At 74.3% G+C, this 13,147-nt stretch carries 15 protein-coding genes; 3 read left to right on the top strand and 12 right to left on the bottom strand.

Annotation, left to right across the window (positions count from 1 at the left end; all coding sequences use genetic code 11):
• Positions 1-4 precede the first annotated feature (4 nt).
• Entirely contained in the window at positions 5-412 is a 408-nt protein-coding gene (locus ABTY59_RS23920; protein ID WP_352021046.1) for a DUF8189 domain-containing protein, read from the top strand.
• Positions 413-578: 166 nt separating this feature from the next.
• On the opposite strand, the gene ABTY59_RS23915 is transcribed toward ABTY59_RS23920, so the two are convergent.
• On the bottom strand, positions 579-1,088 hold the full coding sequence (locus ABTY59_RS23915; protein ID WP_352021045.1) for an NADase-type glycan-binding domain-containing protein: 510 nt from the start codon (positions 1,086-1,088) through the stop codon (positions 579-581).
• Here ABTY59_RS23915 and ABTY59_RS23910 point away from each other — a divergent pair.
• Both ABTY59_RS23910 and ABTY59_RS23905 read left to right on the top strand, forming a co-directional pair.
• Positions 1,030-1,533 (top strand): hypothetical protein, encoded by a 504-nt coding sequence (locus tag ABTY59_RS23910; RefSeq protein ID WP_352021044.1) that lies wholly within the window; start codon positions 1,030-1,032, stop codon positions 1,531-1,533. The genes ABTY59_RS23915 and ABTY59_RS23910 overlap by 59 nt on opposite strands.
• Positions 1,534-2,106: 573 nt before the next feature.
• Positions 2,107-2,418, top strand: coding sequence for a hypothetical protein (locus tag ABTY59_RS23905; protein ID WP_352021043.1), 312 nt, complete (start codon positions 2,107-2,109; stop codon positions 2,416-2,418).
• 60 nt (positions 2,419-2,478) lie between these two features.
• Here ABTY59_RS23905 and ABTY59_RS23900 read toward each other — a convergent pair whose 3' ends face one another.
• The 11 genes from ABTY59_RS23900 to ABTY59_RS23850 form a co-directional block, all read right to left on the bottom strand.
• Positions 2,479-3,066, bottom strand: coding sequence for a phage tail protein (locus ABTY59_RS23900; protein ID WP_352021042.1), 588 nt, complete (start codon positions 3,064-3,066; stop codon positions 2,479-2,481).
• Complete coding sequence (locus ABTY59_RS23895; protein ID WP_352021041.1) at positions 3,063-5,039, bottom strand: putative baseplate assembly protein; 1,977 nt, start codon at positions 5,037-5,039, stop codon at positions 3,063-3,065. The genes ABTY59_RS23900 and ABTY59_RS23895 overlap by 4 nt, the downstream gene beginning before the upstream one ends.
• Entirely contained in the window at positions 5,039-5,461 is a 423-nt protein-coding gene (locus ABTY59_RS23890) for a GPW/gp25 family protein (RefSeq protein ID WP_352021040.1), read from the bottom strand. Before ABTY59_RS23890 ends, ABTY59_RS23895 begins: the two co-directional genes overlap by 1 nt.
• Complete coding sequence (locus ABTY59_RS23885) at positions 5,461-5,778, bottom strand: PAAR domain-containing protein (protein WP_352021039.1); 318 nt, start codon at positions 5,776-5,778, stop codon at positions 5,461-5,463. The genes ABTY59_RS23890 and ABTY59_RS23885 overlap by 1 nt, the downstream gene beginning before the upstream one ends.
• Before the next feature lie 48 nt (positions 5,779-5,826).
• Positions 5,827-7,644: a VgrG-related protein gene (locus ABTY59_RS23880; RefSeq protein WP_352021038.1), complete on the bottom strand. Its 1,818-nt coding sequence runs from the start codon at positions 7,642-7,644 to the stop codon at positions 5,827-5,829.
• Positions 7,641-8,366 carry a CIS tube protein gene (locus tag ABTY59_RS23875; protein WP_352021037.1) on the bottom strand — a complete coding sequence of 242 codons (726 nt, stop codon included), beginning with the start codon at positions 8,364-8,366 and terminating at the stop codon, positions 7,641-7,643. Before ABTY59_RS23875 ends, ABTY59_RS23880 begins: the two co-directional genes overlap by 4 nt.
• Positions 8,367-8,478: 112 nt before the next feature.
• Positions 8,479-8,904: a phage tail protein gene (locus ABTY59_RS23870; protein ID WP_352021036.1), complete on the bottom strand. Its 426-nt coding sequence runs from the start codon at positions 8,902-8,904 to the stop codon at positions 8,479-8,481.
• Positions 8,905-8,953: 49 nt separating this feature from the next.
• Positions 8,954-9,805, bottom strand: a complete 852-nt coding sequence (locus ABTY59_RS23865; RefSeq protein WP_352021035.1) for a ribosomal eL19 family protein — start codon at positions 9,803-9,805, stop codon at positions 8,954-8,956.
• Positions 9,806-12,008: 2,203 nt separating this feature from the next.
• On the bottom strand, positions 12,009-12,167 hold the full coding sequence (locus ABTY59_RS23860) for a DUF6760 family protein (RefSeq protein ID WP_352021034.1): 159 nt from the start codon (positions 12,165-12,167) through the stop codon (positions 12,009-12,011).
• Positions 12,164-12,682 carry a hypothetical protein gene (locus ABTY59_RS23855; protein ID WP_352021033.1) on the bottom strand — a complete coding sequence of 173 codons (519 nt, stop codon included), beginning with the start codon at positions 12,680-12,682 and terminating at the stop codon, positions 12,164-12,166. The genes ABTY59_RS23860 and ABTY59_RS23855 overlap by 4 nt, the downstream gene beginning before the upstream one ends.
• Positions 12,679-13,119 carry a phage tail protein gene (locus ABTY59_RS23850; protein WP_352021032.1) on the bottom strand — a complete coding sequence of 147 codons (441 nt, stop codon included), beginning with the start codon at positions 13,117-13,119 and terminating at the stop codon, positions 12,679-12,681. Before ABTY59_RS23850 ends, ABTY59_RS23855 begins: the two co-directional genes overlap by 4 nt.
• Between the last annotated feature and the right edge of the window lie 28 nt (positions 13,120-13,147).

Raw genomic sequence — 13,147 nt, 5'->3', positions numbered from 1 at the left:
CGTGGTGAAGTTCCAGAAGTTCCAGGCCGGAATCATGGCGGTCGTCGCAGCCGCGGCTCTCGCGGTGGCGACGGCGCCGGCTGAGGCCTCGAACTGCAAGTTCGGTGGTGTCACGATCAACTGCGACTACGCCATCGCCGAGCATGGATTCAGCAACGGCTCACTGCAGCAGTTCGTCATCGGTACGGACTCGGCGGTGTGGACGCGCTGGACCAACCCGCAGCGCACCAGCTGGTCCAGTTGGGAGTCGATGGGCGGGGAGGCCCGGTCCGCCGTGGCGGTCAAGGAGCACTTCACCCAGGACGCCATCCTCATCGGCGTCATCGGCACCGACGGGTACTGGTGGTCGAAGTACCGCCAGCCCAGCGGGACGTGGAACGCCTGGCAGCGGTACGGGGTGAGCTTCCCGTAGTTCCGTCGGGGCCGCACGCGCTCCGGACCACGGGGCGGGTCGTCATCGATGCTGACACCCGCCTGGTGATCGCGGCGGCCCGGCCGGCGCCCCACGCGGGCGTCCGGCCGTGCCCCGCGGACCCCCTGCGGCGCACCAGTCCTGCGCGGCGGGGCGCGGCAGCGGCTCAGCCGCGCTGGAAGAACTCCACCTCCGCCACCGCCAGATGCCGGCCGCCCGTCAGCCCGGTGGGCGATTCGAGCGTCAGCCGGACCGTGGCCACGTCGCTGATCCCGGTCTGGAAGGTCTGCGGGCCCGGCTTGTCGCTGAGATTCAGCGTCTTGCGCACCACCTCGCCGTCCTTCGACGTCACCTCCATCTCGATGCGCAGCGCCCGCCCCTGCGTCGCGTACACCTCCGGCTCCGCCGAAGCGCCGTTGGTCACGATCACGTCGACCATCCGGAACGGCGTCGCGAAGCCGTACGTCACGGACGCGCCCGAACGTGACGCACCCCAGTAGCGGTTGGTCAGCCCGTCGGTCGTCCTGGTCGCCGCGTGCCCCGGCACTTCTGCGCTCGCACGCACGCCGGCGGGCGTCACCGGCTTCGCCTTGCCCAGCTTGTCCCGGGTGTCCTCGATGAGCGCCCGCCCGGCCGGCAGCAGCAGAAAACCGCCCGCGCACAGCGCGAGCACCACGACCAGCACCGTCAGGAACCGCGCGAAGCGCCCCGAACCACTGCGGACCCGCCGCCGGAACGGCCAGACCGTCCGCCACCACGGCAACGGCTCCGAGGCCGTCGCCGCCGTCAGCTGCGCCGCGCACGTGCGGCAGAAGTTCCGCCCGGGCGCGTTCGGCGTCCCGCACACCGGACAGGGCGCACCCGACGCGTCCTCGTCCACCGGCACCGGCCGCACCACCGGCCGCGCGGCCACCGCCTTCGCGGGTTGCACAGGCCTGGGCGAACCCTCCTCGACCGGCGCCGACGGCTGCTGCCCGGGCGTCGCGGGGCGGTGGGGCCTTGACGGGGGCGGCGGCACGCCGGGGCGCACCGGAGGGGGCACGGACGGGGACTGGGCCGCGGTCGGGGACGCGGACTCGACGACATCGTCGTCATCGTCCCGGCGCCGACCGTCGTCCTGACCCTGGTCCGACCGTGGATCGCCCAGCGACGTCGACGGCATGCCGGGGATCGAGGGCAACCGTGGTGGCGTGATCGTCGGCACGTCGGGCGCCAGCCCGAACCGCTGCGCCACCTGCCGAAGCCAACCGGCCCCGGCCCGCGCCATCTCGGCGTTCTCGTGCCCGGATCCGACCGAGGACGTGGACGTGGACGTGGACGTGGACGTGGACGTGGACGTGGACGTGGACCCGGAAGCCGGCCCGGGCTCGTCGTCGGGGCGACGCGATTGGCTTCGGCCCTCGGGCCGTGGGGCGTCGTCGGAATCACCCTTGGCGACGTCGCCGTTGGGGCGGGGGCCGGGGCCTTGCGTCGTGGGGTGCGGCTGCGCGGGGGGCGGCGGCACCGGGACCCCGCCGCTCGGCGTGGCCGCCCCCAGGTTCGTCGCCGTACCTGACAAGGGTCCGTCCGGGCCCACCTCGTCCACCTCGTTCGCCCGGCCCCCTGAGGGCGCGTTCCCGCCTCCGGCGTCGCGGGCGGCGGTCGGTGCGGGCACGCTCGCCACCGGGGGAGGCGCGGTAGCCGTTCGGCCGTCGGTGTCCGGCACGTGGGGCGGAACCTCGGCCGACCCCGCCGACGTGGTGGTGCCCGCCCCGGCCGACGCCCCCGCGCCCGCGCCCGTACGCGGCGGTGTCGCCGCCCGCTCGTCGCGACTCCCCGCGACGACCGGGCCCGTCGGCTCGACGGTCCCGCCCCGCTCCGCCCCCGGCGAGGGCGACGCGGCGGGGCCGACGGCCCGCGGACCCGCGGGGCGCTCCGGTTCGAGCAGTGCGTCCAAGGGGTTCGGGGCGTCGGACGCGGAGCTCCGGGGGCCCGCGGGCGGGCCCTCGGTGGACCAGCCCAGGTAGGAGCCGCAGTTGTGGCAGAAGTCTTCCGTCGGGGCGTTGGACGCTCCGCACACGGGACAGTCACGCACGGGGATCACTCTCGTCGAGTCGCTCGAGATCGGCTGGTGGGCCCGGCAGGACCTCCACGCGGCAGACCGCGTGGACCGGGCACAGGGTGCGGACGAGGGCCTCGACGCGGTCGGCGTCGACCACGGCCGTGCGGCCCGGCCAGACCCGTACGCGCACGGTGTCCACGGCCGGCGGCGGCGGGGCGCTGCCCGCGGTGGTGGACCAGGTGGTGCCGCCGTCGCCGCTGACGTCCGCCGAGACGCCGAGGACGAGCCGCAGCGCCTCGGTCAGGCCACGTCGAGTGCCGCGCAGGCGGTGCAGTTCGACGGCGCGGGTCACCGCCTCGCGACGCAGTTCCAGCGGCCGGCGCGGGTCGTCGAAGGCGCCCACCCAGTCGGCCAGCCAGGACACGAAGTCGGGCGGTGCGAGCCGCGGGTCGAAGTAGCCCGCCAGGTTGTCGAGGGTGGCGAAGACCGGGGCCAGGACCGTGTCGAGCCCCGCCGTGAACCGCTGCGCGAAATCGTCCTCGTGGTACAGCGCGGGCAGCTGCTCGCCGATCGGGTGCCGGCTGGGCAGGCCGGGGACGGCCGCCCGGCTCACGCCCCGGCCTCCGGGTCCGTGGCGGTGACGACCACCTGGTGCTGGTAGGAGAAGACCAGCGAGCCGAGAGGGAGGTCGATCCGCTCGACCGGCGTGCCGCGTCGGCCCGTGATCGGGTCCGCGGCGAACATCCGGATCTCCTCCACCAGCGCGTCTCCGACGGCCTGCTGCAGCACCCCGAACAGCTCTCCGTACTGCACCGGCCTGCCGAACGGCCAGCCCTTGCCCTCCGGCCCGCCGTTCAGCGGATTGAGGTGACGGAACAGCGCCGCGAGCGCCGCTTCCCGGACCTGGTCGGCGACCAGGGCCGGTGCGGACAGCCGGGCCACGACGGTGACGCCCTGGTAGACCGGCGGTTCCACGACCAGCCGGGTGCCGATGAGCCGCCGCTCGTCGAGCGCGCGGGCTATCGAGCCGAGCATCTGCTCGGAGGGGATGAGCTGCTCGAATCGGAGTCGGTCGCCCTCGTCGGCGACGGCGTCCGGCACCACCAGGACGCGCACCGCGCCGTCCCCGGCGCCGCCGGAACCGCCCGGGGCGGCCGGCAGGCACCGTACCCGGGCCACCGACGGAGCCGCCTGCCGGGCGATCACCTCGTGGTCCTCGGCGGTCACCGCGCGCTCCTGCATGCGCAGGGCCTCCGGGGCCCGCAGCTTCGCGTTCTCCAGGGTCTCTCCGGCGACCCCGCCGCGTGCCGCCTCCCGGTTGTCGACCCGTGCCACGTACGGCACCGAGCTGCGCAGCACGGAGATCGCGCCGCGCGCCACATTGCCCGCCGGGCCTCCGCCGGTGCGGTAGCGGGCGACCCGGATGTGCGCGCCCTTGGGCGGCACGGCGCCGCGCGCGCCGAGCGAGCCGTCCGGCTCGCGCAGCACCGGCGGGAAGCCGAACTCACCGGTGGTGGCGTCCACCTGGACGTGCCGGTCCTCGGGGCCCGAGCGCCCGAAGTGGTCCACCACGGCCCAGCGCTGCCAGCCGTCCGCGGACGACACCTCCACCACCGGCGGTTCGCCGTCGAGCAGCACCGGAGGCCGGCCCAGCCGGAACCGCTGACCGGCCACACCCTCCGAGGTGCCGAGCGGCACGTCCGTGACCGTCTCGGCGTGCTCGACGGTCATGGTGCCGCCGATGGTGAAGACGGAGGCCTCGCGGACCGTCGGGGACTCCGAGTAGAACGGCTGGCCCGGCTCCGCCTCGGTGACCCGGCAGCGCAGCCAGCCCGCGCGGGTGCCGCCGATCAGCGAGGCGCGGTGTCCGGCCGGCACGTGCACGACGACCTCGCCCGGCCGGTTGAGGCCGCCGGTCGTGTCCTCGCCGGTCTCACAGCGCTGCCAGCGCCCGCCGTCCCACGCCTCCCACACCAGCGGTGGCTGGCGCGGGTCGACACCGACACCCTGCACCTGGCTGTCGAGATTCACCACGACCACGCACCGCGGCACCGCCGACGGCAGCCCGAACAGCAGCGCGTCGCCCGGCTCCGGCGCGGCCTGGAAGCACGGGATGTCACGCCGCTCGGCCAGCTCCGCGGTCCGGTCGGTCTGCTCACCGGTCCGAGGCGCGGTCAGCAGCGTGATCAACTCGCTGGGCAGGATGGCGAGTTCCTCGGTGGTGGCGAAGACCACGGCCTCCTCCGTGTCACCGGTCGCGGTCGTCACCTCGGTGCCGGCCGGTACCGAGACCGTCTCGGGCTGCGGGGCCGAGAGCCAGAAGTCGACCTCGGCCGAGGCCGCCGACGGCGGGAACAGCCGGATGTCCAACAGGTCGAGGAACGCCAGGTAGTTCTTGTCCGGGACCCGGTTCAGCCGGTAGAGCAGCTGGTCGACCAGATAGGCGAAGGTCTCGATCAGCGTGACGCCCGGATCGGACACGTTGTGGTCGGTCCACTCGGGCGCCCGCTGCTGCACGTAGCGCTTCGCCTCGTCGACGAGCTGCTGGAACCGTCGGTCGTCCAGGTTGGGGGAGGGGAGGGCCATCAGTCCGCGACCATTTCCTCGGCCCCCTCCTCGGAGGGGATCGTGTAGAAGGGGAAGACCAGGTTGCGCCGGTCGTTGGTGCTGCGCACGGTGTAGTGCACGTCGATGTAGAGGGTGCCCTCGTCCACGGAGTCGAAGGCCACCACGACCTCGTCCACCGAGATCCGCGGCTCCCACCGCTCCAGGGACTCGCGCACCTGCTGCGCGACCCGGCCGGCGGTGTCGCCGTCGCCCGGGGCGAACACGTACTCGTGGATGCCGCAGCCGAACTCCGGCCGCATCGGGCGCTCGCCGGGCGCGGTGCCGAGGATCAGCCGGATCGCCTCCTCCAGCTCCCGCTCACGCTCGACCAGGACGATGCCGCCGGTCGGGCCCACCCGCAGGGGGAAGCCCCAGCCGCGGCCGATGAACCGCTCGCTCATCACACACCCCCGATCAGGACGTCGGGCGCGCCCGTCAGGATGGTCGCGCCGCAGGTCGTCCGGTCCCGGGCGCGGGCGGCGGGCAGCCCCCCGATGAGCACCGGTCCCGTCGTGGCGGCCGCCGGATTGGGCATGATCACGTTGCCGGGTCCGAGCGCCGCGTGCGGCGGCACCACGCACACGTGCAGGCTTCCGGTCACGGCGGCCGGCCGGCCGCCGATCAGCACCGTGGCCACGCTGCTCGCGGCGGCGGGCGGCGGGGTGCCGATCGCTCCTCCGTGGTCGGTGGGATCGCCCGTACGGGCCGCGGCTGGCATCTCGGACTCCTTGACGTGAGCAGGGAAGGGGCAGGGGAGCGACGGCACTCAGTTGATCCGGATGAGCCGTGCCTTGAGCACCGCGAGCAGACCGCCGTCGACCGTGACGTCGGTCTTGCCGGACACCTTGACCGACCGTCCGTCGACGCTGACGCCGACGGCGCCGCTGATGTCGACCTGACGGCCGTTCACCTTCACGGTGCCGTTCGGCGCGTCGAGCGAGATGCCGTCCCGGTCGAGCCGCACCGAACTCAGCGGGCGGTTCTTGCCGGCGAAGACGGTGAGCACGATCCGGTCGCGCCGGTCATCCATGCGCACCTCAAGACGCTCGTCACCGGTCACCAGGCGCAGCCCGGACGGGCCCGGCGCCCGGGCGTCGAGCAACTCCACACGATGCCCGGAACGCGACACCACCGAACGGCGGTTGACCTTGCCGCTGCTCCTGTCGATCAGCGGTACGTCGTGCGGGGAGGGCTGGTCCACCCCGTTGTAGAGGCCGCCGATCACGTACGGGCTGTCCAGCAGGCCCTGCTCGAAGCCGACCAGCACCTCGTCGTTCACCTCGGGGCTCACGACCCCGCCGCCGCCCCTGCCGCCCCACTGCACCGTCCGCACCCAGTCCGTGACATAGGAGTCGTCCAGCCACGGGAACCGGAGTCGCACCGCGCCGCGCTGCGAACCGTTCGGCTCGCGCACGTCCGTGACGATCCCGATCGCCAGACCGGGCATCCGGGGCCCACGGCCCGGCGCGTTCGCGCCGGTCACCAGACCGGTCAGGGAGCGGTCGGGACTGGAGCTCACCCACACCGTCGTGCGGTAGCCGCCGTGCGGCTCCAGGACGTGCTGCACCGCCGTCGCCGTGTACTTGCCGGAGAACGCCGGACCGGCGTTGCCGAGCGCGATCGGCCTGCCCGCCCGCAGCATCGGATTGCCCTCGGCCAGCGCCTCCAGCTCCCCGAAGCCCGCGCTGATCTGCGCGGCCGTCGCGTCCGCCACCGCCGCCGTCTCCGCCTGCGTACGGTACGGAGTGTCCGCCACGGTCACCACCGGCGCGCCGAACGCGGCCGCGGCCTGCGGACGCAGACCCGGCACCACCGTGTCGCTCACCACGGCAGGCTTCTCCGCCTTCAGCGGACGCTTGGTCGTGGTGTCCCAGCCACGCACCCGCACCTTCGCCGCGCCGTCGCCCGCCGACAGCGAGGCCCGCAGCGCCAGCAGGTTCCGCCCGTACTCCAGGACCATGGGACTGCGGGTGGCCGAGGTCGACGGTGCCGGCGCGCCCGAGGCCTTCTCCGGCTTCGTGAACTGCAGGACGCCCTTGTCGTCCACCCGCACCTGGGCGCCGCTCTCACCCGCCAGGTACTGGAGGAACTCCCAGTCCGAGACGTTCGCCTGGGACAGCTGCTTGTACGTCACGGGCGCGGCCTCCACCCTTCCGACCGCCAGGCCCGCTCCCGCGGCCACCTTGCGGACGATCGCGGCCGCCGTCATGTTCCGGAAGGCCACCACCTTCCGGCCGCGCTGCAGCCGGTGTGCCTTCGAGTAGGCCCGCACGACGGTGAACGAACCCGTGCGGTCCCGGTCGATCTCCAGGGCGACGACCTCGCCGTTGAACAGCCGCTCCCGAGCCTGGCCCTTGACGGTCACCACCGACACCTTCAGCGGGGTGCCGATGGTGATCCCGGTGGTCCGCAGGAACTCGTGGTCGGGGTCGCGGAACGTCAGCAGCGCCGTGTCCGGCAGGCCCACGTTCTCGTCGACGACACAGCTCACCAGCTGCGCCGCCCAGACCGGCGGCAGCGGACCGGGCGCCTCCACGATCGGATCGGCGGCGAAGGACCGCCCACCGCTGTCGGACGTACTCATCGGTCCTCCTCCTCGGCGTCCGCGTCCCGCAGCCCCGGCACCACGAGTTCGGTGCCGGGGACCAGGGCCATCGGATCGTCGATCCCGTTCGCCTCCGCGATGGCCCGCCAGGCCGTCGCGTCCCCGTACTCGCGCCACGCGAGCATCGCCAGACTGTCGCCCGCCACCACGGTGTGCGTGCTGCGCGCGGTGCGCGAGCCCGAAGTCGGGTTCTGCCCCGGTGGATCGACGCTCGCCTCCTCGATGGACAGCGAACAGGTCGCACGCAGCGGCTTCCCGTCCACGTCGAACAGCGTGTACGACACCGAGAGGTTCGACAGCACCCCGTCGAACGAGGTGGTCCGCGCGTTGCCCCACTCGAACCGCACCCACGGGCTGGCCGGCTTCTTGCGGCCGAGGCTCGCCGGGGTCGGCACACACGCCTTCATCAGCTTCTCCACCGCCTGCTCCACCGAGTTGTCGTGCTTGGCGGTGGCGTCGAGGAACACCTCAAGGCTCAGCGTGCGCGGCCCGCTGCCGACGAACTCGGGGAGCGCCGACTGCCCCGCCATCCGGGACGGCGAGCGCCGCCACTCGGTCGTCTTGCCGAGTTGCAGCGTCGAAGGGTTGAACTGGAGGTCGAGCTTGGCGATCGTCCCGCCGGGCTTGGCCCCGACCGAGGCAGGGGGCTCCTTGAGGGTGAGCTGCGCCCGTGCGCGATGGGCGCGAGCCGATGCGGCCATGCCGGGAACTCCTTTCCGGGGTGACGGGGACGAAGCAGGGTGCGGTGGACGGTTTCGTACGGTTCGGAGGGGTGGACGTGCGGACGGCGGCCGTACGGGCACGGGCCCGGGATCAGCTCGGGACCAGGCCCTGGTGGGCGATCTCCAGAGTCTCCAGCGCGGCCTCCGAGTTCGACGGGTCGAACGACGGCCCTTGCCAGCGCACCGGCACGATCCCGAACACCTGCCAGCTGATGATGCGGCTCCGGTCCGGCCGCAGCGCCACGATCTCGCCGTCCTTCGGCTCGACCTTCCGCAGCGTCTCGTCCAGCCAGCGCCCGATCTTCGCCGTGTCGGCGGTGACCGGCCTGGTCAGCGTGATGTTCGACCAGGTAACGCGGCCCGGCAACTGCCAGGTGAAGCCGTTGTTGCCGCCCTCGGCGTAGCTCTCCATCTCGACCTCGGCGCCCATCCCCGAGCAGGTGTTGAAGGCGCCCAGGTCGTTGCCGCCGATCGCCAGCCGGAAGAACACGCTGGTCGCGAAGATGTTGTCGGTCATCGGTCGGTGGTCCGTTTCTCGTGCGTGCTGCGGGTTCGGGTGCGGCTGCTCAACGGCGTCCGTCGAAGGGCCGGCCCGCGCGTTCCCTGCCGCGCCGCAGCTCGGCCCGGAGCAGCCGGGTGACGGGCTCGATGAGCTTGCGCGCCATGTCGTCGAGGTCGGTGTCGGCTGAGGTGCTCTGCTTGGTGCTGCCGCTGTCGCGCTCGCCGCGGACCGGCACCGACGAGGACCTCGGCCCGCCACCGTCCTTCCGTTGCACGGGTGCGGGCGTGGCCGTGGGCGGGCCGGAGGCGGCCCGCTGCACCGGAGGGGTGGTCTGCGAGGGCGCGGGCCGTGACCTCAGCTGGGGGACCGCGGGGACCATGGGGACGGCCGGTGCGTGCGGTTCGGGCCGTGCCGCGCCGAGAGGCGGCAGCGGCGCCGGACCGGGCTGGACCACGACCGGCCCGTGCGGCCCGGCGACGGGCAACGGCCCGCCCGCCCGGCGCGCCTCGGGCAGCGCGGCGGAGGAGGAAGCGGCGCGCGCGGGGGCCCGATCCGGGGAGACCGCGGCGACCGCCGCGCGCTGTACGGCGGGTGAACCGGCCGATCCGATGGGATGGGCGGTACCGGTGCCCGGCGAGTCGGCCCAGCGGGCCGGGACCACGGGGCGTGAGCCGCCGGGGCCGGGCGGAGCCGGCGCCACGGGGAATCCGGGCGGGGCCACGCCCAGTCCCGGCGTCAGAGACCGGGCGGAGAGCAACTGGAGCCCACGCGGCGCGTCGGGCGTGCGCGGCTGCTGCGGCGCGGCCCGGTCGCCGAGGTCCGCGATCCGGCGGGCGATCACGAGCGGCACCGGACCCGTCACACCGACACGGCCGGGCGCGCTCGCGTCCGGGTTCTGGGACGTGGACGGGTTCACGACGGGGAGGCTCGCGGCGGCGGGCGCGGCAGGGACCGGGGGCGCGCCGGGAGAGCCGCCGGCCGGCTGTGCGGTCGGCGGCAGGTGGTTCAGCGGCGCACCGAGCCCCACGACGGGCCCGCGTCTCCGGCCACTGGGGGAGGAGCCGCCCGTGGCGCGTGGGAGTACCGGGGCGTTCGGGCGCTCGGCCGCATCGCGCCGCGGGATCGGCGCGGTGGGTGTGGCGGGTGTTGTGGGTGTGGCGGGGGTGACAGGCGGGGTGGTCGCGCTGTCCGGGGATTCGTCGGACTTCCGCTGGAGCACCGGCATGTTCGGGGCAGGGGCAGGGGCAGGGGCAGGGGCTCGGGACGGGTTCGGAGTCCGCGTCGGGATCGCGGTGGCGGGGAGCTCGGTCAGCGGCGCGCCCAGCCGGGGCGGGCCGGCCGGCCCGCCGGTCGTGGCCTCAGCCCTGCGCAGGACGGGTGCTGACGGCGCGGCCCTGTCCGTGAGACTGGAAGGCTGCGCGGCCGTACGGGTGGGCACGGCCGGGCCGTCCGCAGACGAGTCGGTCGCGCGCTGGAGCACGGGCATCGCGGGCACCGCGGCGGCCGTGGGGGCCGACCGTGCCGGAGCGGGCTCGGACGTCCGCGTCGTTCCCGTGGCGGACGGCGATTCGGGCGCTGCGGCACCGAGCGGCGCACGGCCCTCGGAAGCCTTCGGCCCGTGCTGGTCGCGTCGCACGGGCCGCGCGGGCGGTGGTGCGGCGGTCGCCGAGGCAGGGACGATGCTCACCCGGCGCCGGGGTACAGCCGGTACGTGGGCGGCGACCGTCAGGTTCCGCCCGACCGTGCCCGGACGTACGGCGGCCCGACTGGCGGCAACGGGTGTTCCGGGGACTTCCTGCGCGTCCCGCGTCGCGGCGCGCTGCACGCGCGGGGCGGAAGCCGCCGCGACAGCCCCTGTCGACGGTCCGGTTGAGGTTCCGGACGACGCCTCGGGTACCACGGCGATCCGGCGGACCAGCGGAAACGTAGGCATCGCGGGCCCGGGCACGGCGCGGGCAGCGGGCCCGGCGTCCGTGCGCTGAACCGGCCCGAGCACAGCGGGGGACCGTGGGGAGACGAGCTCCCGACTCGCCGCGGTGGCGGGGGAGTCTCCGTGGCCCGTCAGCCCGGCGCGCTCTACGGCGGAACCTTTCGCGGCGGAGCCCGGCCCGGCCGGCCTTCCCGGCGACGCGGCTCCCGGCGCACCGGCCGCGCCGTCAAGCTCAGCGGCGACTCCACCGGACGTCGCACCGGACGCCTCGGCCCGCTGGGCGGGGGAGTCACCGAAGGGACCGTTGGTGCGACCCCCCGCACCGGAGCCACCGGAGCCACCGGAAGTACGGGAACGGAGCGAAGCACCGGAAGCACCGGAGCCACGGGAAGTACCAGGATCGGCGCCCGTGCGGCCCCCATCCTTCGGCCGCGAAGGCCTCTGCGCCCGCGCCCGCTGCACCGTCGCCCCAGCCGGACCGCTCCCGGTCCCGGCAGACGGTGCGCTCGGAGCCGTACCGGAAGCACCGGAAGTGGCGGAAGCACCGGAAGCACCGGAAGCACCGGGCCGGCCCGCGTCCGGCGCGACCGCACGTGCCACGACCGGACCCACCGGCCCCGCGCCGCCGCGCCCCGGGCGCCCGGACTCGGGCAGCACGACCGGCGCGCCGCCGGTACCCGCGCCCGAACCGGTGCCAGTCGGCGTCTGCGTACGTGCAGGTGATCCCAGGACCGCTTCCGGCGCTGCCGGTCCGGGCGTCTCGACCGGGCCCTCCGCGGCGTCCTCGGTGCCCCGCGGACGGATCGCGCGCAGCAGCAGCGGTCCGCCCGGCGCCGAGGAGCGCGGGGTCGCGGCGGCGGGGCGGGCCACGCCGCGGAGCAGGCCGGACGGCGCGGACGGCAGCACCGCGTGGGCGAGGCCCCTGTCGAAGGACGGGTCGTGCCATGAGGCGAGGCGGTCCCGGAAGGCGAGCCCGTCGCTCACGCCCAGCGGCGCGCGCGAGACGGTGAGCGCGGGCGGCGAGGTCGCGCGCCAGCCGCCGTCCCAGTCCCCGGGCACAGCCGGTGTCCCGGGCACGCCGGAGTCCGGGGCGGCGTCCGCCGTGGCACCGGAGGCCGCCGCCCGCCGGGCGGGTGCGGTCTCCGGCGCGACGGGCCGCCGACGCAGCCAGTCCCGCCATCCCATGTGCTCAACCGCCTTCGTTCACGCGAGTGTTGATGCGCGCGATCTCGCTGACCCACTCCTGCCGCTCGCGGTGCGGAAGGTCGAGGATCTCGTCGCGCTGCCAGTGGAAGTGGTAGGCGATGTACGCGATCTCCTCCCGGAGCCGGGGGAGGGCGTACGTCACGATTCCCCCAGGCGCCCACCGGAGAGGTCGACCTCGAAGCCGCCCTCGCAGTGCGGGCAGGTCACCGCGGCGCGGGTGTGGCCCTCGCTGTTGACGCGCCGGTAGAAGTCCTGGAGGAACGCCACGTCCGTCGCGTACATCCGCTCCACGACCCCCGCGTGCACGTCGGTGATCGAACCGAGCCGGGTGATCACCTGGCTGAGCAGGACCACGCTCAGGTACGCGGGGTTCTCCTTGACCCGCAGGTCGATCTGCGGGCGCAGTTCGTCGCGGGCGGTGGCCAGCCGCATGGAACCGTGCCGATGCACGGTGCCCGCCTCGTCCACGTAGCCACGCGGCAGCTCGAACTCGAACTCGGTGCGCAGCCCGTGGTCCGCCGCGCGCGGCGCGGTCGGGGGAGCGGGCGCCGGGGGCGCGGCCGGCGCCGGCTGTTCGCCGGCCCCGGTCGGTGCGGGTGGCGCGGTGGCCTGGAGGAACTCGTCCAGGTTGCCCGCCGTGACGGTACGACGCCTCATTCGACGACGATCTCCTCGAACACGATCGTCACGGTCTCCGTCGCCGCCGACGACTCGCCGGCCTTGAGGGACGGGCCCTCCCACTTGGAGGCCCAGCCCTGCATCAACTGGATGCGGCGGATCGTGTTGCCCTCGGTGTCCTTGATCTCGATCGTGAGGTTCTGCCGAGCGGCGTTCACGGCCCCGTTGTTGAGGGTCTCCTTGATCCACTTGGTGAACTCGCTGCTCTGGTCGAGCCCGCGGGTGATCGTGATCTCGCCGGCCTGCCGGGCGCCCGGCTGCTTGCGGATGATCTGCTTGCCCTCCGAGGTCACCTGCTTGACCTCGACGACGTCCTCCTCGACGGTGAAGCCGCTGATCTCCTGGATCGACTCGACCAGGTAGCCACCGAGCTGCACGCCGAAGACATGGGTGGAAAGAGCATCGCCCGTTGCCATGTGTGTCTCTCAACCTTTCCTTGCGGAC

Origin of the sequence: Streptomyces sp. NPDC096079 (assembly GCF_040303145.1) — a bacterium.
In the GTDB taxonomy this organism is placed as follows: Bacteria; Actinomycetota; Actinomycetes; order Streptomycetales; family Streptomycetaceae; genus Streptomyces.
This window is presented reverse-complemented; position numbering and strand designations above follow the sequence as displayed.